The 23,492-nt window shown below is 43.3% G+C and carries 15 protein-coding genes; 13 read left to right on the top strand and 2 right to left on the bottom strand.

Annotated features, from left to right (window positions below):
- Nucleotides 1-166 precede the first annotated feature (166 nt).
- The 9 genes from ACRD7A_RS08190 to ACRD7A_RS08150 all read left to right on the top strand — a co-directional run bounded on the left by ACRD7A_RS08190 (nucleotide 167) and on the right by ACRD7A_RS08150 (nucleotide 15,694).
- Nucleotides 167-3,550 carry a TonB-dependent receptor gene (locus ACRD7A_RS08190; RefSeq protein WP_430810740.1) on the top strand — a complete coding sequence of 1,128 codons (3,384 nt, stop codon included), beginning with the start codon at nucleotides 167-169 and terminating at the stop codon, nucleotides 3,548-3,550.
- A 19-nt stretch (nucleotides 3,551-3,569) separates the two neighbouring features.
- Nucleotides 3,570-5,222, top strand: a complete 1,653-nt coding sequence (locus ACRD7A_RS08185) for a RagB/SusD family nutrient uptake outer membrane protein (protein ID WP_430810741.1) — start codon at nucleotides 3,570-3,572, stop codon at nucleotides 5,220-5,222.
- Between the two features lie 37 nt (nucleotides 5,223-5,259).
- Complete coding sequence (locus ACRD7A_RS08180; RefSeq protein ID WP_430810742.1) at nucleotides 5,260-5,691, top strand: hypothetical protein; 432 nt, start codon at nucleotides 5,260-5,262, stop codon at nucleotides 5,689-5,691.
- Nucleotides 5,692-5,836: 145 nt separating this feature from the next.
- A complete protein-coding gene (locus ACRD7A_RS08175) occupies nucleotides 5,837-7,258 on the top strand; it encodes an arylsulfatase (protein WP_430810743.1) in 1,422 nt (473 codons plus the stop codon).
- 9 nt (nucleotides 7,259-7,267) lie between these two features.
- A complete protein-coding gene (locus ACRD7A_RS08170) occupies nucleotides 7,268-8,251 on the top strand; it encodes a metallophosphoesterase family protein (RefSeq protein WP_430810744.1) in 984 nt (327 codons plus the stop codon).
- 353 nt (nucleotides 8,252-8,604) lie between these two features.
- Nucleotides 8,605-10,182 (top strand): arylsulfatase, encoded by a 1,578-nt coding sequence (locus tag ACRD7A_RS08165; protein ID WP_430810745.1) that lies wholly within the window; start codon nucleotides 8,605-8,607, stop codon nucleotides 10,180-10,182.
- A gap of 171 nt (nucleotides 10,183-10,353) precedes the next feature.
- Nucleotides 10,354-12,702 (top strand): glycoside hydrolase family 95 protein, encoded by a 2,349-nt coding sequence (locus ACRD7A_RS08160; RefSeq protein WP_430810746.1) that lies wholly within the window; start codon nucleotides 10,354-10,356, stop codon nucleotides 12,700-12,702.
- Nucleotides 12,703-12,981: 279 nt separating this feature from the next.
- On the top strand, nucleotides 12,982-14,271 hold the full coding sequence (locus tag ACRD7A_RS08155) for a DUF3472 domain-containing protein (protein WP_430810747.1): 1,290 nt from the start codon (nucleotides 12,982-12,984) through the stop codon (nucleotides 14,269-14,271).
- A 13-nt stretch (nucleotides 14,272-14,284) separates the two neighbouring features.
- Entirely contained in the window at nucleotides 14,285-15,694 is a 1,410-nt protein-coding gene (locus tag ACRD7A_RS08150; RefSeq protein ID WP_430810748.1) for a sulfatase family protein, read from the top strand.
- Nucleotides 15,695-15,878: 184 nt separating this feature from the next.
- Here the strand turns inward: ACRD7A_RS08150 and ACRD7A_RS08145 are convergent, their stop codons facing one another.
- Entirely contained in the window at nucleotides 15,879-17,795 is a 1,917-nt protein-coding gene (locus ACRD7A_RS08145; protein WP_430810749.1) for a methyl-accepting chemotaxis protein, read from the bottom strand.
- A gap of 208 nt (nucleotides 17,796-18,003) precedes the next feature.
- Between ACRD7A_RS08145 and ACRD7A_RS08140 the strand changes: the two genes are divergently transcribed.
- Nucleotides 18,004-18,405: a hypothetical protein gene (locus tag ACRD7A_RS08140; RefSeq protein ID WP_430810750.1), complete on the top strand. Its 402-nt coding sequence runs from the start codon at nucleotides 18,004-18,006 to the stop codon at nucleotides 18,403-18,405.
- 66 nt (nucleotides 18,406-18,471) lie between these two features.
- Nucleotides 18,472-19,524: a 3-oxoacyl-ACP synthase III family protein gene (locus ACRD7A_RS08135; RefSeq protein WP_430810751.1), complete on the top strand. Its 1,053-nt coding sequence runs from the start codon at nucleotides 18,472-18,474 to the stop codon at nucleotides 19,522-19,524.
- A 42-nt stretch (nucleotides 19,525-19,566) separates the two neighbouring features.
- Here ACRD7A_RS08135 and ACRD7A_RS08130 read toward each other — a convergent pair whose 3' ends face one another.
- Complete coding sequence (locus tag ACRD7A_RS08130; RefSeq protein ID WP_430810752.1) at nucleotides 19,567-20,766, bottom strand: 3-oxoacyl-ACP synthase III family protein; 1,200 nt, start codon at nucleotides 20,764-20,766, stop codon at nucleotides 19,567-19,569.
- A 524-nt stretch (nucleotides 20,767-21,290) separates the two neighbouring features.
- Between ACRD7A_RS08130 and ACRD7A_RS08125 the strand changes: the two genes are divergently transcribed.
- Nucleotides 21,291-22,253: a PCMD domain-containing protein gene (locus ACRD7A_RS08125; protein WP_430810753.1), complete on the top strand. Its 963-nt coding sequence runs from the start codon at nucleotides 21,291-21,293 to the stop codon at nucleotides 22,251-22,253.
- 116 nt (nucleotides 22,254-22,369) lie between these two features.
- Complete coding sequence (locus ACRD7A_RS08120; RefSeq protein ID WP_430810754.1) at nucleotides 22,370-23,479, top strand: sulfotransferase family protein; 1,110 nt, start codon at nucleotides 22,370-22,372, stop codon at nucleotides 23,477-23,479.
- Nucleotides 23,480-23,492: the final 13 nt, after the last annotated feature.

Below are 23,492 nucleotides of genomic sequence, written 5' to 3'. Positions count from 1 at the left end.
TCAGGAAAAACGGAAAGGTGCGCCAACACCTTCCCGTTAAAAAATGAGAACCCATGGTCTTGAGTTCTAATTTTTAAGTCAAAATTATTACAAGTTTATGAAAAAAATGTTAGTAAACGCATGGAATATCCACAAATATTCCAGTGTCCTTAAATGGTGTCGCGTTATGAAAGTAAGTGTATTTCTATTGTTTCTGGGGGTTTTAAATATCTATTCACTCCCCACGGTTTCTCAAAACACTAAGGTGAGTTTAAGCTTACGACAAGCAACGGTAAAGCAGGTATTAAATGAGCTGGAGGCGAAGACTGAGTTTTCATTTTTATACAATGATAACCTGGTTGATGTGGAGCGTGTTGTCAATCTCGAGGTAAGGGACAACACAATGGATAAGATACTTGACCATATATTTGCGAATACCGATGTGCAGTTTCGCATTATTGATCAGCGTATTATTTTAACAAAAAAGGCAAGCGAGTCATTCACTAATGTACAGCAGGCTGAGCACAGAGTTACCGGTAAGGTCATTGATGTGACAGGAGAGCCATTGCCCGGCGTAAATGTTTTTGAAAAGTCGAACCCAAGCAACGGAGTAATTACCGGCATTGATGGTAATTATAGTATTGAAGTTAGTTCGGCTGATGCTGCAATAAGTTATTCGTACATAGGCTTCGAGGGGCAGGAGATTGAAGTGGCCGGACGTGGTACTATCAATGTTACCCTGGTGGAAGAAACAACCGGTTTGGATGAGGTTGTGGTAGTGGGTTATGGAACCCAGAAGAAGGCTAATCTGACCGGAGCCGTCGGTACTGTTAAGGCTGAGGCGGTGGAGAAAAGTGTCAATGCCAACACGGTTCAGTCATTACAGGGTAAAGTTCCGGGTTTAACAATTGTCGACTATGGTGGTGCGCCGGGTAATCAAAACCTGAAAATGCGCGTGAGAGGTACTACAACCCTGAGTAATGCTAATAATCCTTTGGTATTGATCGATGGTGTTGAGCGTAGTCTAGGCGATATTGATCCTTCTGACATTGAGTCGTATAACGTATTGAAAGATGCTGCTTCAACAGCTATTTACGGATCACGTGCTGCTGCCGGGGTTATTCTGATTACTACCAAGAAAGGAAAGGTAAGTGACAAAGTAAATGTGAATTACACTTATACCTATACTAATCAGAAAATTGGTAATCACCCAAAGTCAATGGGTTTGGAGGATTACCTGAACCTTCAGCTGGTAAGCTATGGAAACAATGGTATTGATGGCGAGGCAGCGGTTAAAAATATATTGGATCGTAACAGTAAGTTCGACAGCACTGATCCGGCCTATAATGGCGACATCAATACCATCATAGGTGCCTATTCGGCCTTGCACGGTAAAGATCCTTACAATTACCCTACTGTACATAGCTGGTACGATGCCATGTTTGATGATGCTCCTATGCAGAAGCATACTATGGCGGTTAGTGGTGGTGATACCCGGTTAAATGGTCGCCTTTCGGCCAACTATACCGATCAGGATGGTATTATGCCTGTGTATAATTTTAAGCGTACCAACGTAAGTGGGGATGTGAACTGGAATTTTAACCGGCTAAAGATGAATTTTAAGGCATCAATGCTTGATAAGAAAGATGTACGTCCGGTAAGTGACAATATGCACTTCCTGCTACATGGTACATTATGGGCTGTGCCTAAGTTTCCTGATGGTTCCTATGGTGGTGGAGATAAAAACAGGAACCCACTGCTGTGGCTTGAGAAATCTGGTACTGTGGAGGATCAGGTGACTGAATATATATTCAACTGGAAGGGTACTTATGAGTTTACTGATAAGTTAAACTATTCTTTGCAGCTTAGTAATAAAGATACAGAGTTAACAAGAGAGCAGTTTACCAATAAAGGTGAGTACTGGGATCCTTTAACAGGCCGTAAAATTTCAGGTTTTGATCCGGTGCATAACTACTACTACATTCTTAAGGCATCGACACGCCAGACGGAATTAATTAACCTGGTGACCTATGACAATACCTTTGCCAACCATGGCGTGAAGGCAATGATCGGTCATCACGACATCAAGCATACCTATGATAATCTGGAGGGTAGTCGTCGTGATTTTTATAACAATGACCTGCGTGATTTAGGCTTAGGTGCCAATGATGATACCAAGGCTAACAACAGTGCATTTTCTACCTGGAGCCTTCGCTCTTTCTTCGGTCGTTTAAACTATAACTTCAAGGAGCGTTACCTATTTGAAGCCAATATGCGTATTGACGGATCAAGCCGTTTTGCCAAGGATAACCGTTATGGTTACTTCCCTTCATTCAGTGCCGGATGGAGGGTTTCTGAAGAAGACTTTTACGAGGTCGTTCGTCCGTATGTTGATAACCTGAAGCTGCGTGGTAGCTGGGGTCAGGTTGGTTCGCAAACAGTAGGTTTGTATTCTTACTATCCAACCTTAAATAAAGGGACTTATCCTTTCGGTGGTGAGCTGTCTGATGCTTATTATCAGTCAACCGACCCCAATGAGAACCTCAAGTGGGAGACCACTACACAGTGGAACATTGGTGTGGATGCCGGTTTTCTGGAGAATCGCCTAAGTCTTGGATTTGATTATTGGGATAAGCTAACCGAAGGTATTTTGCTTCGTCTGCCAATACCCGGAGTGGTTGGTTTAAATGCCAATTACCAGAATGCCGGTAAGGTGAGCAATAAAGGTTGGGAGCTGGCTCTTAATTTATCCAGTAAGCATACATCTCAATTTCAGTGGGATGTAGCCTTTAATATGACTGACACTAAAAATAAAATTGAAGATTTGGTGGGTACAGGTTTTTATGAGACAAGTGCAGAGAAAAACTATCGTGTAAATAAAGAAGGATGGCCCGTTAACAGTCTTTATGGCTATAAGGTGAATCGAACTTATCAGGAGTCTGACTTTGATGCCAACGGAATGCTGTTGTCCCATTTGCCGGTGCCAAAAGATAACCGTGTTTACCCGGGTGACTTAATGTATGAGGATATCAATGGTGATGGCCGTATTACTAAGGATGGCGATGCTACATTCCTGGGTACTATACTGCCACGATTTACCTATGGCTTAAACCTGAATGGTGCCTGGAAAGGTTTTGATGCTTCAGTCTTCTTTCAGGGCGTGAGTGATGCTTCTGTGGCTCTTCAGGGTGCACTCATAGAAGGCGGTAACTGGGAAGGGTTTACTATAGATATGGCAACCGATTACTGGACTCCTAATAACCGCGATGCCCGATTCCCAAGGCCGGACAAGAAAGGTAATAAGAACACCGAACCAAGTAGCTGGTGGGTGGTAGATGCATCTTACCTAAAGCTTAAGAACGTGCAGATAGGGTATACAGTGCCCAAAGTTTATACTTCAAAAATTAATGTGGACAAAGTACGCGTTTATGTAAGTGCCACCAATCTTTGGTACATTTCCGAAACAAAAGACTGGGGACTCGACCCGGAGGTACTTAATGAGTATGATGGTCGTTTGAGATTCTACCCTCAGACTTCACAAATTACTTTTGGTGTTAATGTTAGTTTCTAAGAACGTGTAAAAAATGAAGATGATGAATAAAATTAAGATAGTGCTGACAATGTTTTCTATCGCATTGTTATCAAGTTCATGCCTTGAAATTGATCTGCTCGAAACGGAGCCGAATGATCGATTGAACAATGAAAATTACTGGCAGACTATTCAGGATGCAGAATATGCAGTTAATTACTTGTATACATTTTTGAATGGTGATGAAATTGGTTATGACTTATATTCAGATATTCTGGTGGATAATTATGGATACGACAGTGATCATGGGCGTATGCAGAGAGGTATCCATCAGTCGGATCTAGGTGTTTTTAATGCGCAGTGGGTAAACCGATTTAAAGGAGTACGAGCTGCCAATAACTTTTTTGAGAATGTAGATCGCGTAATTGAAAAAACTACCGATGAAGCCGAGTTGAAGATGCTGGATCGTATGGTGGGCGAAGCTCATTTCTTCAGAGCTTACTGTTATACCTACCTGGCCTTTTTCTTTGGTGATGTGCCTTATATTGACTACAGCATGGGAACCGATGAGGCCATGAATGTGGAGCGTACTCCCGTTGATCAGGTATGGGAGCATGTATTTAGCGATTATGATGCAGCCATTGATAAGCTGGAAAATGAGTATGGCGATGCCGATTATGGCCGTTTAACTGTGGGTGCTGCTTATGCCATGAAAGCAAGAGCCGCCCTTATGGCCACTAAGTTCGATGCCAAATATTATTCAGTAGTGGCCGAGGCTGCCCAAAAAGTAATCGATTTAGATATCTACAGCTTGTATAGCAATTATGAAGACTTGTTTAAATACGCAGGAGAAGGAAGCAATGAAACAGTACTTGTTCGCCCCTACATTGGAGGTGGTACCTACAATCGTAACTCATTTAGCAATAGAGCACCAAAGTCATTGAAAAATGGTAACCCTTATTATTCTGCCACAAAGCGAATTGCTGATATGTATCCCATGCTTAATGGTTTGCCTATCACTAACAATGCCTCGGGTTTCGATCCTTTTAACCCTTATGTTGATAGAGATCCACGCATGATAGCTTCATTGTTTGTTAATGGCGATCCGCTATATAACTTGCACGGTGATCCAGATTATCCTGAGGCACAGCCTTTCCTGAATATGACACCTGGCAATGGTGGTCTGGACGATGTGCTAACACCTGACTTGTCAACGCCAACAGGTTTCTACATTAAAAAGTATCTTGATATTCAGGATTATGCCTCCCCGGGTGATGGCGGTATTGATGTAATGTTGATTCGTTATGCCGATGTATTACTAATGGCTGCTGAGGGTATAATTGAGACAGGTGGAGATCAGCAGGTGGCTGCCGACTATATTGATCTGGTACGCATGCGTGCCGGATTACCGCGCTTGCAGGATTCAGGTGTTAACACAGGCGATCGCGATGCTATGCGTAAAGCTGTTCGTACTGAGCGGACTATTGAGTTAGCATTTGAAGGGACTCGTTATTTCGATATATTAAGATGGCGAGTTGCCGAAGATCTTATGAAAGGATATGTTAAAGGAATGCGCTATGTAGAAAATGGTGAGGTGAAAGTGGTAAAGCTGGATACTGAGCGCGCCTTTAATCCGGAGCGTGACTATTTATGGCCGGTACCTAGCAAACAGTTGAAGTTATCGCCCAAGTTGGGACAAAATGACAATTACTAATCAACATTTTTATTGACTTGTATCTAAATTGATAATAATGAAAAAAATAGTATATAGTTTATTACTTTGTGCGTCAATCTTAATGGTTGGCTGTAACGATTATGATGTGCAACAGGCTGCACCAGAATCAACCTTCCTCGAAGGGATTAATATCGGCTATTATAATCCGGATGTTAGCAATACAACCCATGGTAAAGTTAGTATCGCGTCGGAAATGGCTGAGTATGACTACCTCGATCCAAATATGATTATCGATTCGGTGTTCATTAAATCGGAAGTGGCACAGCAGGCTAATTTCAGCCTGTCCGATGCCTGGGTAACCCTTTCAGTAGGAAGTGGGAGTGTACGTCCTGAGCAGGATTCGCCCGAGCTGGGATCGCCAGCAGACTTTTCTGAGCCTGTTTTTTATACAGTGAAGTCGGTATATGGTGAAGAACGACTATATAAAATTGTCTTTAAAATAAGATAGTATTATTTATGACAAACCAAGCAGGCTGCCTTACCTTTGTGTAAAGTGGCCTGTTTTTTCTACTACAAATGGCAGTTTGATGGAATAGTTGAGCTACATTCGTTTTTTAAATGTATTAACATATTAACTAATTGAGACAGTAAGAATGAAATTTAAGGGACTAATGTTTTTGTGCATGCTTATGCTGTTGGCAGTAATGGCAGGTTGTGAGAAAAGTGAGAAGGTGCAACAGCCTAATATTATTTACATCCTGGCAGATGATCTTGGCTATGGTGATTTGAGTTGTTACGGGCAAACAAAGTTTTCAACGCCCAATATTGATCAGCTCGCCGAGCGGGGTATCCGTTTTACCCAGCATTATTCGGGCAGCACGGTTTGTGCGCCTTCTCGTTCGGCTTTGATGACTGGACAGCATACCGGCCATACCTATATCCGCGGCAATAAGGAGCGTCGTCCTGAAGGGCAGCACCCTTTGAAAGGTGAAATAGTAACACTGGCCGAATTATTGAAAGATGCAGGCTATGCTACCGGTGCCTTTGGTAAGTGGGGACTGGGTTATCCAGGATCGGAGGGGGATCCTAATAATCAGGGTTTTGACACTTTTTTTGGTTACAACTGTCAGATGTTGGGTCATCATTATTACCCTTATTTTTTACGTGATAATCAGGATAGTCTTGTTCTGAAGGCCAATGCCGGTAAACAGTGTGGCGTTTATGCGCCTGAACTGATTCATGAGCGTACACTGGATTTTATTGAGCAACACAAAGAAGAATCATTCTTCTGCTACGTGCCTACCATTATTCCGCATGCCGAGTTGCTGGCACCCGAGAAATATATGGAATTGTATCGTGGTAAGTTTGATCCTGAGCATAGCTACAAAGGGACGGATGGCGGACCGGGTTTCCGAAAAGGAGGGTATTGCTCTCAGCCCGAATCGCATGCTGCGTTTGCTGCCATGATTCATCTTCTGGACGAACAGGTGGGTGATATTGTGGCCAAAGTAGAAGAATTGGGTATTGCCGATAATACGCTCATTATTTTCACCTCTGACAATGGCCCTCACCTCGAGGGAGGTGCGCAGCCTGATTACTTCAATAGTAACGGCCCCTTGAAAGGTTATAAGCGCGATTTATACGAAGGAGGTATTCGTGTGCCCTTTATTGCTAGCTGGCCCGGCATGATTAAAGAAGGACGCGAGTCGGATCATATATCTGCGTTTTGGGATATGCTGCCTACCTTTACGGAATTGGCTAATGCCAGCACACCAGAGAATATCGACGGTATCTCTTTGGTGCCAACATTACTGGATAAGGGTAAGCAGCCCCAGCATGACTACCTCTACTGGGAGTTTCATGTTTGGGGCGGTCGTAAAGCGGTGCGCATGGACAAGTGGAAAGCCGTTCAATACGGAGTTTCTAAAGACCCCAACGCACCCATTGAACTTTACGATTTAAGCACTGATGTGGGCGAAGAAAATAACGTGGCAGACCAGCACCCTGAGATAGTTACCAAAATGAAGTTGATTATGCAGGAAGCTCACGTTGAATCAGAAGTGTATAAATTTTAATTGATGAGTATGAAGAGTTTATTTCTGGTCGGATTAACTTTTATTATTCTTTCAGGATTACAGGCGCAGAAGAAGCAACTCTGTTTTAATGCGGATGGCAAATTTAAGATAGTTCAGATAACGGATACCCATTATAATCATGAGAATCCCAAATGTGATCTCGCCATTCAAATGATTGAGCAGGTGCTTGATGTTGAAAAACCGGATTTAGTTGTTTTTACTGGAGATATTGCTATGTCCAGTGATATGTCACTGGCCTGGGAGAAGGTTACTGCTCCTGTTGTGAGACATCAGATACCATGGACTTTTGTTTTAGGAAATCATGATGCCGAGCGATGGGCTACCAAAGAGAAAATTTTTGATATCATTGATGAAATACCTTACTGTATAGCTGAGCGTGGAAAAGAAAAGGTGAGTGGTATGGGTAATTATGTCTTACCCGTTTGGAATAAAAATAATTCTAAGGTGGCAGCATTAATATATTGTTTGGATTCTCAGGAGTATGCACAGAAAAAAGGAGTTGGGAAGTATGGATGGTTTGCTTTCGATCAGATAAGATGGTATCAGAAAATGAGTGATAAGTGGATTAAGTCCAATGACGATGTGCCACTCCCGGCACTGGCCTATCTTCATATTCCTTTGCCTGAATATAAGGCTGCCTGGGAGAATGAAACTATCAAACCGGTGGGAGTTCGAGATGAGAAGATATGTTCACCTGAATTGAATACCGGAATGTATGCCGCTATGCTTTTGCAGGGTGATGTTATGGGTGTATTTGCAGGGCACGACCATGTAAATGACTTTGTGGGGGATTATAATGGAATAGCTTTGGGCTATGGCCGCTTTTCAGGTGGTACTAACACATACGGTAATCATACTAATGGAGTTAGGGTGGTCGTTTTAAAACAGAACCAGCGGAAATTTGATACTTGGATCCGTGAGAAGGACGGCGTTGTAAAATATAAAACATGCTGTCCGTTGAGTAAATTGTAGTTAGGCTTTTATAGTACACATATGCAGTTACTTAGATATTCATATTCAGACTTTATTGTTTGGGTGTCAGTGGCAAAATCTGTAATTGTCATTTCTGGTAAGTTGTTTGGAGATTTGAAAATAAAATTGTGAATAACACTTGATATTAAGCAATGTGATAATACGGTTGTAAACTGTATATGGGTTCTTTTAAGAGTAATGCCAACTTTAAAGTTTAATAAAACATTCTTATAGTCAACAGTAGATACATTGTAATGCTGGCCTTGATGATAAGTGTAATATCATTTGCTCCGGAAAAGGTAATGTATGGAATATTACTACTTGTTATTAAATATATTGCTAAGCTAAATTTTATGAAGAAATTATTTATATGCCTGCTGAGTTTAGTCGGGCTTTTAGGGGGTGAAAATATGGCGGCACAAAAGCGTCGCTTACCCAATGTCGTGTTTATTTATGCCGATGACCTGGGGCGGGGCATGCTGTCGCACGAAGGTCAGGAAATTGTAAAAACACCCCATATCGATCGTTTGGCCGATGAAGGCTTGCGATTCGATAACGTTCGTGGCAGTATGTTTTGTGCCCCAGCCAGGGCCAGTTTGTTAACCGGCTATCACGATGCCCACGCCAATAAATGGAAAATAACGGGTGGTGGAGCCTATATGCAGGCCTATTCAGGTGAAGTTAGTTCAGATGATATTTCGGCAGCTATTTACCATCAAACAAAGGATGCAGACCCCAAGTTAACCACCTTGGCAGAGGTATTTAAACAGGCTGGTTATGTAACCGGGCAGGTAGGTAAATTGGAGTGGGGCTTTTCGGTGTCGTTTGAGGAAATGGAACAACATGGTTGGGATTATTATTACGGTTACCTCGATCATGTGATGGCCCATGGTTTTTATGCGCCTTATATGTACGAAAATGGGAAAAAAGTGGATATTCCTGGCAACACCCGTAAAAACTGTGGTAAATCTTTAGAGCGGGAAACGGCTAAAACCTATGCAGAAAGGTGGAACATGGAAGGTAAAAGCGTGTATTCGCAGGATCTGTTTCTTGAAAAAATGCTCGACTTTATCCGTACAAATAAACACCGGCCTTTCTTTTTGTTTCATCCTACTCAATTGCCGCACGGACCGGTGGCTATTCCAGAAGTGCATGCCGATTACAAGTCTGATGATCGACTGACGCAGATCGAAAAAGAATATGCTTCTATGGTAAAATTGCTCGACGACCATGTGGGCATTATCATGCAGGAGCTAAAAAAAATAGGACTGGAGGATAATACCATGGTGATCTTTAGTTCAGATAATGGCCATGAGATCTATTACTCCCAGGAAGGAAGGATACTGAAACCTGTTCGTAACATGCAAACTGGTGAATTTTTTGATAACATTACCACAAAGTATTATTCAGAATTGGGAGGGGATGTGTTTAACGGCAACGATGGTATGGCTGGCTTAAAATATAGTAATTGGGAAGGCGGACTACGAGTGCCCTTGATCGTTAAGTGGCCCGGTGAAATCCGAGAGGGGAAAGTAATTGATAATCTCGTAGCTAATTACGATTTGTTGCCAACCATGGCGGATATGCTCGGTGTTAATTTGGAGGAAGATAAGGATGGTATATCCTTGTTGCCTTTGTTGTTGAAGCGGAGGTCGAAGGTGGAGCACGACTATGTGGTTAATGCATCCATGCATGGGGGAACCATCATCACCAAAGACGGCTGGAAGCTGCGTAACCTATATTCAAAAAATATTTTCCAGCTTTATTATTTACCGGATGATTACCGGGAGGAAAATGACCTGGCTGACCAATATCCTGAAAAAGTGGAGAAGCTTAAAGCGATTTTAATTAAGGAGTGTAATGGCGACCTGGCAAATGGCAGGTTCACCTATCAGAAGTTTGTGTTACCGCGTGTGAATGTAAAGAATTGATGGCTAATATTATGGGCTTTAAATCCTATAAAAAAATAATGAAACAGATACTAATCATTAAAATGAAATATCAATAATTAAATGAAACGAGCCATCGGAAGGTTTTCGCGCTTAGGAAAACAATTTTGTTGGCTCTTTTTGTTTGGTAATAGCGTAACAAATTAGGGACACATGAAACAACTTGTAATTTTATTTTACGTGCTGCTATTGTTAGCATGTCAGCCGGATCATAACGCGGACCACGATCTTACCTTGTGGTACACGCAACCGGCAAAGGATTGGATGACGGAAGCGTTGCCCATAGGAAATGGTTATATGGGGGCCATGTTTTTTGGTGATATCAATCGCGAGCAGATCCAGTTTACCGAAGGAACGCTATGGAGCGGAGGTCCCGGGGCACATCCTGATTACAATGGAGGAAATCGTCAGGAAGCCTGGAAACATCTGGATGCAATACGCCGTTTACTGAAAGCGGGCGATCTGCAGGCTGCTCATCGCTTAACACAAAAACATCTTACCGGCGTAACTCATGCTACCGATGGCAGTGGTTCTTTTGGCGATTACGGTGCCCAGCAAACCATGGGCGATTTGTATGTTGAGGTTAAGCATGCGAATCAGGCGGTTGATTATAAACGACAGTTAGACCTTGCCAATTCAGAAGGTAGAGTGACGTATCGGGTGGATGATGTGCAGTATAAGCGAACTTATTTTGGAAGTTATCCGGAAAAAGTGTTGGCCTATAAATTTGAAAGCGATGCCCCGGCGGATTACCAGGTAAGCCTGCAAATACCGCATGTAAAGCAGGGTGAAGAATTCACAGATGGGATTTATTTTTGGAAAGGACATGTGAAAGATAATCAGATGGCCTTCGAAACCTGCTTAAAGGTTGAATCAGATGGCGATGTTAGTTATGAGGCAGGTACCCTAAGGGTTACCAATGCCGAATATTTAATCCTTTATCATACGGCGGCAACCGATTACACATTGCAATATCCGCATTATAAAGGTGCCGATTACCGGGCCCAAAACAGGGAGGTGCTAAATCGATTGGCCACCATGACGTATGAAGAACTGCGAGAACGTCATCGTAACGACTACCAGGATTTGTTTAAGCGGGTAGAGCTTAACCTTGGAGCCAATAAGCGCGATACGATCCCTACGGACCTTCGCTTGCAGGCTTTTGCCGAAGGAAGCGAAGATTTGGCTTTCGAAGCCTTGTATTTTCAGTATAGTCGTTACCTCATGATTTCCGCCTCACGGCCGGGAACAATGCCACTTAATTTGCAGGGGAAATGGAATAACAGTACCAATCCGCCCTGGGCCTGCGACTACCATATGAATATTAATCAGCAAATGTTGTATTGGCCGGCCGAAGTTGCTAACCTGCCCGAATGCCATCAACCCTTGTTCACTTATATGGAAAGCCTGGTAGAGCCTGGTCAGGTGTCTGCCCGGGAGTTTTTCAACGCCCGTGGCTGGATTGTCAATACCATGAATAATCCGTTTGGATACACAGCCCAGGGCTGGGGTCTACCCTGGGGATTTTTTCCCGGTGGTGCCGCCTGGTTATGTCAGCATGTGTGGGAGCATTATTGCTTTACCCAGGATGAGGACTTTTTACGGAAGACAGGTTATCCTTTAATGAAAGAAGCGGCTTTATTCTGGATGGATTACCTGATCGAAGATGAGAGCGGCTATCTGGTTTCATGCCCGTCGTATTCGCCCGAGCACGGTGGTATTTCAGCTGGTGCTTCCATGGATCATCAAATGGCCTGGGACCTTTTAAGTAACTGCATCGAGGCCTGTGATGTGTTGGGCGACGATAAGGACTTTAAACAGCAGGCTAAAGCTATTAGAGATCGTATTTGCCCGCCTATGATTGGCAGTTGGGGACAGTTGCAGGAGTGGAAAGAGGATGTGGATAATCCGGATAGTAAACATCGTCATGTTTCGCATTTATATGCCTTACATCCCGGTAAACAAATAAACATCGATCAAACGCCGGCCTTGGCCGAAGCGGCTAAGGTCAGTTTAAATGCCCGTGGCGATGGAGGTACCGGTTGGTCCTTGGCCTGGAAAGTGAATTTCTGGGCGCGTTTAAAAGATGGTGATCGCGCTTATGCTTTATTTCGCAGGTTGTTAAAGCCGGCGCTTGTTCCAGGGAGCAAGGCATCTGTCGGTAGTGGCTCTTATAATAATTTATTATGCGCGCATCCGCCTTTTCAGTTGGATGGTAACATGGGTGGCTGTGCCGGCCTCGCTGAAATGCTTTTACAGTCGCATACCGATCGAATTGATTTGTTGCCCGCTCTGCCTGAGCAATGGAAAGATGGATATATCAAAGGCTTGAAGGCCAGGGGTAATTTTACGGTCGACATCCAATGGGCCGATGGACATCTGTTAAAAGCTGAAATTATGGGACAACCTGGTCAGCAGGGTGCGTACTGCATCCGGGGGGGTAAAACCGATCATTTTAAGATCGGCGACGATGGCAGGTTTGTGGTTAAGCGAATTAATTAGTGGCTATTCAAATGATCAGTCAGGTACTCGATAGTGAAAAGCCCCATTGGGTGAATTTTATCTTTGCTATTGAATCCATTCGACTGGATAAATAAATTGGAAAGATTAAGGAGAGGGAGTTGCATATGAATCAATATCAGCTGTCTCTCCTTATATAATAATCTCAATTTCAAAATGCTAACGAATAAGTCATATGAAACGATCCATGCGGTAGATTCTCATACAGTAGGATGACAATTTGGTGAGTTCCATGTGACTAATCAAAACACATTTAAACACATGAAACAAAAGTATGTTGCAACCCTGGCCTTGATAATAAGTATTTTATCCTGTGCTCCAGAAAAGGTAATTAATTATAATATAAGTGTTCCACTTCAGGGAAATGCCTGGCAAATTGGCGATGAAGTTGGTCATTACAGAACCCCCTTCGATAAGGATGGCTCATATCGGATGAATGATGAAAATAGCGGGATCAGAATTTATTTTCGCACCGAAAAAACAGGCGAAATTCAACTTGGTTTGAATGCTAAATCAACAGGTGGCCCTTCAAAAATTAAGTTGTGCTTTAAAGGAGAGGAGGAGATGTTGACATTTTCTGATACCAGCTGGCATAATAGTAATGCGGGAGTTTTTACCATAACAGAACCCGGCTATCATGAAGTAGTATTGAAGGGTGTTGATAAGTCAAGTGAGTCATTTGTATTGTTGAAGGATCTGTTGCTGGCTGGTGAAGCCGTAAGTGATTCTGTATATTATGTGAAGGATAGTTTTTATTGGGGCCGACGGGGACCTTCGGTTCACCTGGGCTATCAAGTGCCTGAAGGGTTTGGCGACATCGAATACTTTTATAATGAAATTACCGTACCCGAGGGACAGGATGTTCTGGGTTCGTACTTTATGGCCAATGGTTTTGCCGAAGGTTACTTTGGCATTCAGGTGAATTCACCCACCGAAAGGCGAATCTTATTTTCGGTGTGGAGTCCTTATAAAACCGATAATCCCAACGAGATACCCGAAGGTCAGCGCATCCAACTGCTTAAGAAAGGTGAGGGTGTTAATACCGGTAAATTTGGGAATGAAGGTTCGGGAGGTCAAAGTTATCGCAGATATAACTGGAAAGCCGGTCAAACCTATAAATTTTTGTTGAAGGCGCAACCATCTGTCAATAATAGTACCGATTACACGGCTTGGTTTATGGATCCGGAGATCGATGAGTGGCAATTGGTTGCCAGCTTTCGCCGTCCAAAGACATCGACCTACATCAAGCGTCCTCATTCCTTTCTTGAGAATTTTATGACGCAGATGGGTAATGTCAGCCGCATGGCTTACTATACCAATCAATGGGTATGCAATGCCGATGGTCAGTGGCAAGAGCTGACCAAGGCCCGGTTTACTGCTGATGCTACGGCTCACAAGGATGCCCGCCTGGATTATGCCGGAGGTGTTCACGAAGGTAAATTCTTTATGAAAAACTGTGGGTTTTTCAGCGAGCGTGTGGCTTTCGATCAGTATTTCGAAAGAGCGCCAAAGGGTATGCAACCTGAAATCGATTTTAGTCAATTGAAATAAAATAATTAATAAGATGGGAAAGTTAATAATATTTGCAGCATTGTTTCTGTGTACACAGGTGTTGGCACAGGAAAATACAAAACCCAATATCATTCATATTTTAGCCGATGATGTGGGTTACGACGACTTAAGTTGCTTTGGTTCTAAAGATATTTCCACCCCCAACCTGGATGCACTCGCAGCCAAAGGAATGAAGTTTACCAGCTTCTATGCGCCGCACGGTACCTGTACACCATCGCGTGCAGCCTTGCTGACCGGGCGATATGCACCGCGTATTAATGAGGGCCAAGGGCTGTATGTTTTGTTTCCCCACTCAAAACATGGATTGGAGGATGAGCAGGAGGTGTCTGTTACGGAGTTGCTGAAAGAGCAGGGCTATACTACGGGTTTATATGGTAAGTGGCATTTGGGGCATTTGCCCCAGTACCTGCCCTGTGTACATGGCTTTGATGAGTTTTTGGGTATACCTTATCCCAACGATCATGGCCCCGAACGAATTGGTAACAGCGGTTGGCGCCCCAATGGCGTGAGTGATCCGGCTATTCCATTGATTAAACAGGCTCAAATAATCAAGCGTTGCGATAATAATGATTTGGCTGAGCTGCCGGCGCTGTTTACCCGTGAGGCCTGCAAATTTATCTACCGCTCGGTAAAGGAAACTCAAAAGCCCTTTTATCTGCAGTATGCCAATATCGAAACCCATACGCCCTGGTTTGTACCTAAAGGTTTTGAGGGGCGCAGTAAAGCGGCGGCTTATGGCGATGCGGTGGAATATCTGGATACTTCGGTGGGTATTATCATGAAAACACTGAAGCGCCTGGGGATAGAGGATAACACCATCATCGTATTTTCGTCGGATAACGGACCGCTTATCCATAAGGATGAAGAGCTGGAAAATTGTTACGGACGCTTTGGTTTTACCGATCCCAATCGCGAACATCTGCTGCGGGGAGGTAAATACCAGGAGCGTTTTGACGGCGGTATCCGGGTATCATGCATCATGACCTGGCCCGGACAGATACCGGCCGGAACTACTTGTGACGAGCCCGTGGCGGCCATGGACCTGTTCACTACTTTTGCACATCTGGCAGGCGCTGAAATACCCAAAGACCGTGTAATCGATGGTAAGAATATCTTACCCCTGATGAAAGGTGAAGCTGGTGCGAAATCACCACATGAGGCGATTTATGGTTTTAAAGCTACCGGTGGTTTGATGAGTGTTCGTTATCAAAACTGGAAGTTGATATTACCCGGTAAACATTGGACCGGTACCTTTGATACGCCACAATTGTACGACCTTACAAGTGATGTGGGAGAAAATACCAATGTGGCTGACAAATATCCTAAAGTGGTAAAAGAAATTATGAAGATGGCGAAAGCAGCTGACGAAGCGGTTAAGGGCGATCTGCCCATTAAAGGGTAAAAGTCAGGTAAACATTTGCTTAGGATGGTTCTGTTAGTCATGGCTCTATCATGTTTTGGACTAACATCAAGCCTATGAAAATAACTTTTCCAAAGTTTTAAAAATTGGAAAAGATAAGGTCTATAGAAAAAAAGCGGCTGTCCAATATGGGCAGCCGCTTTGGGTTTGCAGACCGTGGCTAAGTTTAAATCTTAAAGTGGCTTACCATTTCAGCTAAACGTTCCGCTTGTGCGTTCAGTTCTTCCGAAGTGCTGGCCAGTTCTTCCGCTGAGGCCGCATTACTTTGGGTGGTGTTGTTCACCAACTGGGCTGCGTTGGTTACTTGTTGAATATTTTGCGATTGCTCCTGCGAAGCGGCATCAATTTCAATACTACCTTCGTTTAGCTTCTCCAACATTGGGCTAATCTCCTGTATTAAAGCAGTGGCCTGCACGGCTGACGCGGCGCTCAGTTGTATTTTATCGCTGATCTGTGCAGAGGCGATGGTCGTTGTTTCGCTTAGTTTTTGCACCTCGCGCGCCACCACAGCAAAACCTTTACCATGCTCGCCCGCACGAGCCGCTTCCACTGCGGCATTTAACGCCAGTATCTTAATATTTTGCGCAATGTCGTTTACGACTTTTACCTGGGCTACTACCTCGTGTTGCAGTTGAGTGGCAATCTTCGCTTGCTCGTTTATGCTATTCATTTTGTTGCTGGCATCCTTGGTGGATTGGCGAAACTCCTGACTCTTATCGGCATTCTGTTGAACACTGGCAGCCATTTCTTCCATATTACTGCTAATCTCCTCACTCACGCTGGCTTGCTCGGTGGTGGATGAGCTTAGTGTATGACTGCTACTGCTCACTTGCTGCGATGCATTATTTATGTTTTCAGCACCGGTTTGCACATCACGTATAAATACGCTGAGCTTATCTGTCATGGTCTGAAAGCTATGTGCCAGCACGCCAATTTCATTCTCCGAGTTGATCTCCATACGCTGGGTTAAATCGCCTTGTGCAATGGTTTCGCTGATCAGACTCAGTTGGGCCAGGGGTTTAATGTCGCGCTTAATCATCCAGCGGATCAGGACAAAAAACATGGTGATACAGAGAAAGATGATGGGGATAATCCAATAGGCGGCTTCAATCACATTTTTAAATACATACTTGGCATGCACTTTAGCCTGTAGCTGCCAGGGCAGCTGGTGTTCGTTTAGCCTTATGGGATTGGTAATGCATCCTACCGGGCCTTCAAACCAGTTGTCAACATGTCCTTTCTGAAGGTTTTCGATGCGTTCTTCCGGGTTGAGGCAGTTTACACTCAGGTTTTGTCCAATGAGTTCGGGCTGATGGTTGTGAGTTAGGTAGTTGCCTTTATTGTCGAGTAGGGCTACGCTGGACTTTCCTTCATAAATATGTATTTTGTCACTTTCTTCGGTTAATGTTTGCAGGTTAATCATACAGCCAATTACACCTTTAAATTCAGCATCGATGATCAGAGGAAAAGCGATGCTGTATAGCTGTTGGGGCCGATCGTTAAGACTGTATGTAAAAGGGTTTGAAACAAATGACTTGAGTGTGGAGCGTGGCTGCTGGTAATAGAGAGCTTCTGAAAAGTCATCCATCCGTTTGTTCTGCTGCTTGGTCAATAAGCTTGTAAAATGCCCTGTTTCAGTATAAAATTCTGATAAAGGAAGTATTCCCTGTCTATCCGGCTTATCCGCAAAGGTGCCCGGTTCCAGTATGGCAAATACAGCATCAATGCCATCGGTGCGTTTCATCAGTTTATCCAGATAATCCATAAAAAATACGGCACCACCATTCTTACCCTGGTCATTGGCCAGGTGGTAATTAAAGGCCTGACTTAACTCCTGCATCGTTACATATTGTTTCGATAGGTGGTGTTCAATACGTGCGGCACCATTTCTTAGTGATAAATCACCGTACATAACACTGCTGTGCATAATTTCCTTCCGAAAGAAATAAAGCGTTACCGATAGAATAGCCAGTGTGGAGATGCTAAATAGCAGTATGGCATTATTGGTGATGCCTTTGGCAATTGATTTTTTACCCACATCCGTTGATGGTGATTCTTTTCCTTTAAAATGTTTTCCAAACATGGTTGTTTTAATTATTTTGTTGTTGATTGTTTATATCAGGCCATGTATACGGATCGGTAAAGGAAAGGTTATCAAAATGATGTAGAATGTTTTATTCTTTATCTTTGTGATTATTGTCATGTTTTAATTATCAAAAAAATGCTCATTCAGTGTAACAAAAAGTTATAAATGGTGTATTATAGCCCGAACGGAATTAAAAACTATAAAGATGAAGAAAGTAGTTGTGTCCAACGCCAATTATGAGCTTAGCGTTGATGGAGAGAAGAATCGCCTATACATTTTGTGCAAAGGTTTTTGGGCAAAAGCGGAAGTGGTTGATCAATACGCTGCCGATCAGGCAACTGCATTGAGTCAGGTAAAAAGCGGCTTTACTGTGGTGGCCGATATGCGTGAGTTGAAAACACTGCCTTTGGACTTGGTGCCTAAGCAGCAAGAAACTCAGGTGGCACTGGCTCAAGCCGGTATGTTTAAGGTAGCAGAGATTGTGCCACAAAGTGCTATCGCAAAAAGTCAGTTGGGTAAGGTGACAAAGAGTTCAAACATGCCCAAGATGGAATTTGCCGATTATGCAGAGGCCGAAGCGTGGCTTGATGCACAAACGAAGAACTAAAGATGGTTGCAGAATCCTGCCCAAGGGCAGGATTTTTTTATGGTTAAGTATTTTAAAAACCAAAGGATGAAAAAGCTTGATCGCAAAATAACTTTATCTGATGCGCCCGTTGTTGTGCCCCAGATTCCTGTTGGAATATATGGTGTGGGGGCTTACCTGCCACCAATGATTTTGGGGAATGATGATTTTCGACAGCTTAGGCTAAGTGCTGCTGAAAAAATCTTTATTGATCAGATAGCCGGTGTTAAAAATAGGCATTATTCAGCCGATGAAGATATAAATGATATGGCTGTTAAAGCCGCAATGGATGCTTTGCAGCACAGTGAAACCGATGCGGCTAATGTAGATTTAGTATTGGTAACAGGTGTTTCAAAGGATATGAGCCGATTAACACCGCCTAACTCAACGCTTATACAAACAAAAATTGGTGCAGCTCAGGCTGCCGCTATGAATATAGATCAGGGCTTTGCCGGTATGATTTACACACTTAGTGTAGCAGCTTCTTTCATTGCAAGTGGTTTTTATCAAACTGTACTGGTGGTTGCGTCAGAAACCATTCTGAAAAACACGCCTGGGGATAATATGAAAGCCTTATTGGTGGGGGAAGGGGCAGGTGCCTTTTTGCTAAAACGCGCAGACGTAGGTTTTGGTATTCAGGGCTTTCATCTTAGCTCATGGGAGGTTGATGACGAGGCCGGATACGTGAAGGTGATGGGTGGATGCAATAGCTTGTTTGACAAAGGCTATGGTATTAAACCGTTTTTTACCGTGGGAGAGGGTAGTTTTGAAAAGCACAAAGCACGCACCGAGAAGTATATTCCGCAATCGGTGAAAAAAGTATTGAAGCACCTGGGGCATGAGGCACAGAACTATGATTTGTTTGTCTTTGGTCAGAAGTTTAAAGGGCTTAGTGAGGCATGGGCTCGTAACATAGGTATAGATTACGATAGGGTACATGATACGATTGCCACTACAGCCTGCCTGGAAACAGCAAGTATACCTGTTATTATAAAAGATGCTATTGGAAAAGGAAGGTTAAATAAAGGCGATTATCTGATGCTGTCTGACTTTGGGTCCAATTGGGCCGTGGCAAGTTTAGCCATGCGTTGGTGCATTTAAATATAATGGGGTGCTACCGGCCAGATAACACCCCGTGATTTTTTATTGGCAGTTGGTAATTAATTGGGCTGGAATTTTCATCACTAAAGCGATGTGGTTCTCTCCAGCACCGGATGAGGCAATTAGTACATTGTCACCAGCCTTGATTCTTCCATTTTCAATGGCTTCAAGTAAATTAACGCCGGCGCTGCACGTGGCTATGTTAGCGTATTTTTCAAAGGTCTGGAAAAACTTATCCTCAGGAATATTAATGGCCTCGCGCCAGGCATTCCCAGCCCAGGCTACCGGTTGATGTGTAACAAAAAAGTCAATATTATCAATTTGATAATTGATTTTATTAAGTGTTTGGTCAACAGCGTATTTAAGATCAGATGGTGCATTTTTTGCAATGCTTTTAAGGGCATCCTGATTCAGAAAAGTTACAAAATGTTGCTTGCAGTCAGATCCCAGTTCAGCCCGTTTAAATAGCATGGGTGAGCGCTCGGTAAAAACAACTCCATCATGGCGGTCGCCGTGGCTGTTTGAGAAGGAGCTTAAATAGCCTTCGCCTTCATCTACATTGGTAATTATACCTGCCAGAGCAGCATCGCCGGTGTCAACACTCCAGTAGGTTGATTTATCGTTGATAATGCTATCGAGGATGCTGCTAACGATCAAGACCTTTTTCTTGATTCCGGTTTTCACCAAAGCCGTTGCTACCTCCATCATGGTTACAAAAGTGGAACAGCAGGTATCTATCGAGTAGGCACCAGCATTGCGCAGTCCAAGCTTCTCCTGTATCAAAGAGGCGTTGGTGGGCAAAGGTCGATCGGGTACCTGAGAGTGAGAAAGAACCAGATCAATTTCATCCGGATCAATGCCCGCATTGATGATCGCTAGTGCACCAGCAATGGTTTCTGCGTCTGATGGTAGCATGGGATGGGGTACTACAGATTCCTTTACGGAAATCGGATCCAAAGGCACACGGCGGCGCTCAGTAGTTCCTTGGAAAGGATTGGAGCGTTTTTTTTCCGGCAGACTTTTTACCCAGGCTTCATACCATGGCTTGCTTTCCCAACCGTCGTAGTTGGTTTCAATGGTGCCGGGTAACTGGCCGCTGCGTTCGATATCGCTTATGTAATCAGGGTGCAATTGGGTATGCTTCCTTAAGTATTGCACTAACTTTTCTGCTTGATTTTCTTTTAATTGTTTAGCAGGAAGGTAGCCCCCTAAACTGATTAATCCTACATGTTTATTTTCCATTTTCTTGAATTATGTGTTGTTTTCGGCCATAAATTTAAGTCCAATTAGTATAATTAAAGCTATTGTTTTGTTACTCCGTTATTAGTATTGCGATGTAATTAGCATATTATAAGCAACATAAGATGTGTATTTTTTTGCCTCCTGCGTGCTAGTAATGGGCGTAGAGAATGAGATGCCAGCTATTGGATCATTTAGTTGTTGCTTTGGATATTTAGGCTTTTGATAATTGTTGTCAGCCAGCTTACTGCTTAAACCAACATGAAGTCGTTAACATTTTTTAGATGAAGTGAAGGTGACACTCAAATTTCACTTTTTTCGTATTACATTTCAAGTATGTCATTCTTCATTCCATCCTTAATTATTGAAGTTCGGGGCAGCTATGTCTTTCAGTAACCAAAGAGCTGAGGCATCTTAAAGGCTTGCTTTGATCTTTATTAACATTTGGTATGTTTAATATAATTCAGAATAAGAGCCGAAAAAATGATATTTTTAAGGGAGCTAATGGTTTGAAGTAATGATTTGATATGAATTTGAAATTTTTTTTATGGTGTTTAACAGGCTTCGCTAGTATGCAGCTTGGCCTTGCACAGCAACAAGCAGGGGAGCAAGTGCAATATGGAGATATGGATTCATGGTGGTCGCGTTACGTCAGGGAGTCGCGTTTTATAGGGGGGGCAGAGGTAATTTATTACGAGCCGGGTCCCGATGATGCGGCTTATCAAAAACGTGATCAGCCCATTGAGCATCTTACGCCTTGGGCCAGTTCCAATGTAAGAGCCGAAGTGGGTGTTACGGCTGCAAATCAGTCTGTTTTTCATGAGCCCCGGGGTAATGGATATTGCGCCCGACTGGAGACGAATCTAAAAAAGGTGGTGGTACTGGGTATTGTCAACGTAAAGGCGATAGCCTCAGGAAGTCTGTTTACAGGGCGTATGGTCGACCCGATTACTGAACCTGATGATCCGCGCCACAATACACTGATGGGTATACCGTTTACGAGTGCTCCCGATGCTTTATCTTTTGACTATAAGTTGATTGCCGGTCAAAAGCGTTTGCAGGCTACCGGTGGTTTTCGAGTGCGAGAAGTAGCCGGACCCGATTGTGCCGAAGTGTACATGATATTACAGAGCCGCACGGAAGACAGTGATGGTAAGCTGCATGTTAAACGCGTTGGTACCGCCTGGCAGCGCCTGGAGAAGACCACTGATGGCTGGGTGAATGACTACCGTATGCCAGTTATTTATGGAGATGCAAGGCAGCATGTGACGTACCGCCCATTCATGGATTTGATCGGAGATGATGATCCATATTACGCGCTCAATAGCCGGGGGCAAAGTGTTTCGTATGTTGAGGAAGGCTGGAGCGATGACAAAGAGGCCATAACGCATGTTATTATTCTTTTTTCGGCCAGTTATGAGGGCGGTGCCTACATTGGTGCGCCCGATAGTAAGTTATGGATTGATAATGTAAGGTTAGTATATAACTGATCAGCAGTTTTTTGTTGAATGAGATTCGTATAAGCATAGAGTGCAATATTTTGTAATTTTAATGAGCTAAGCCTGCTCATTGTTTTTTTAATAAGTCGAAATATCAGATTATAAATATGTTTAAGTTAGATTTTAATAAGTTGCCGGTCACCCCTCTCTTTGGTAGTCGCCTGGCTAATTTTAAAGCTGTATGCCGTCATCAGCAGATTGATAAGCCTTATCGTCTGAAGTATGTACTCAGTCGTGGTATATCAGCTTTGCTGAGTATTACTTATCCAATCGAAAATTACTATTACAAGAAAAAGGTTGAACCCATGGCGCTGGAGGATGATCCCGTATTTATCCTTGGTCATTGGCGCAGCGGCACTACCTTTTTGCACAATGTGCTGGCAAAAGACCCACAGTTTGGTTACAACACTACTTACCAAACCATCTTTACCAATGCCATGGTGTGGGGACAGCCCTTTTTTAAGGCCATAATGAAGCAAATTATGCCTGATCGGCGCCCCACTGACAACTTGGAGCTAAAGGTTGATCAGCCACAAGAGGAGGAGTTTGCCTTTAGCAATGTGATGCCGGTTAGCTTCTATAATTTTTGGTTTTTCCCACGGGAGACCATGAATTATTGTGATAAATACCTGTTGTTTAATGATATTACTGATTATGAGAAAGAGCAGTTTAAAACAGAGTTTATCCGATTGATAAAAACATCGCTCTACAATACCGGCGGAAAACGTTTCTTGTCCAAGAATCCGCCTCACACAGGGCGCGTAAAAGATTTGCTTGAGATTTTCCCCAATGCCAAGTTTATTTATCTGGTACGCAACCCCTACACGGTGTTTGAGTCAACGCGCGACTATTTCAGTAATGTGATTAAGCCCCTTAAACTTCAGGAGTTTAGTGATGCCGAGCTGGAGCAAAATATTCTTCGTGTTTATCAGCTGATGGCCGAGGCCTATGAAAAAGATAAGCAATTGATACCCCATGGTAACTTGTTTGAGTTGCGCTTCGAGGATTTTGAGAAGGATCCTTATAATTTAACGAAATCGATTTATTCCGAGCTGGGCATTGATGGCTTCGATGCGGCTTCGCATTCTATTAAAGCCTATATTGATAACAAAAAGGGGCATAAGAAAAATGCCTATGCTTACGCATCCGATACCATACAGAAAGTAAATGCCAATTGGAAATTTGCGCTTGAAAAATGGAATTATCCACTTTTGTAAACAAATTGCCTAT

It is taken from the genome of Carboxylicivirga longa (assembly GCF_050589825.1).
Classification (GTDB): Bacteria; Bacteroidota; Bacteroidia; order Bacteroidales; family Marinilabiliaceae; genus Carboxylicivirga; species Carboxylicivirga longa.
Note: the sequence above shows the minus strand (reverse complement) of the source record. Positions and strands in the feature narration are given on the sequence as shown.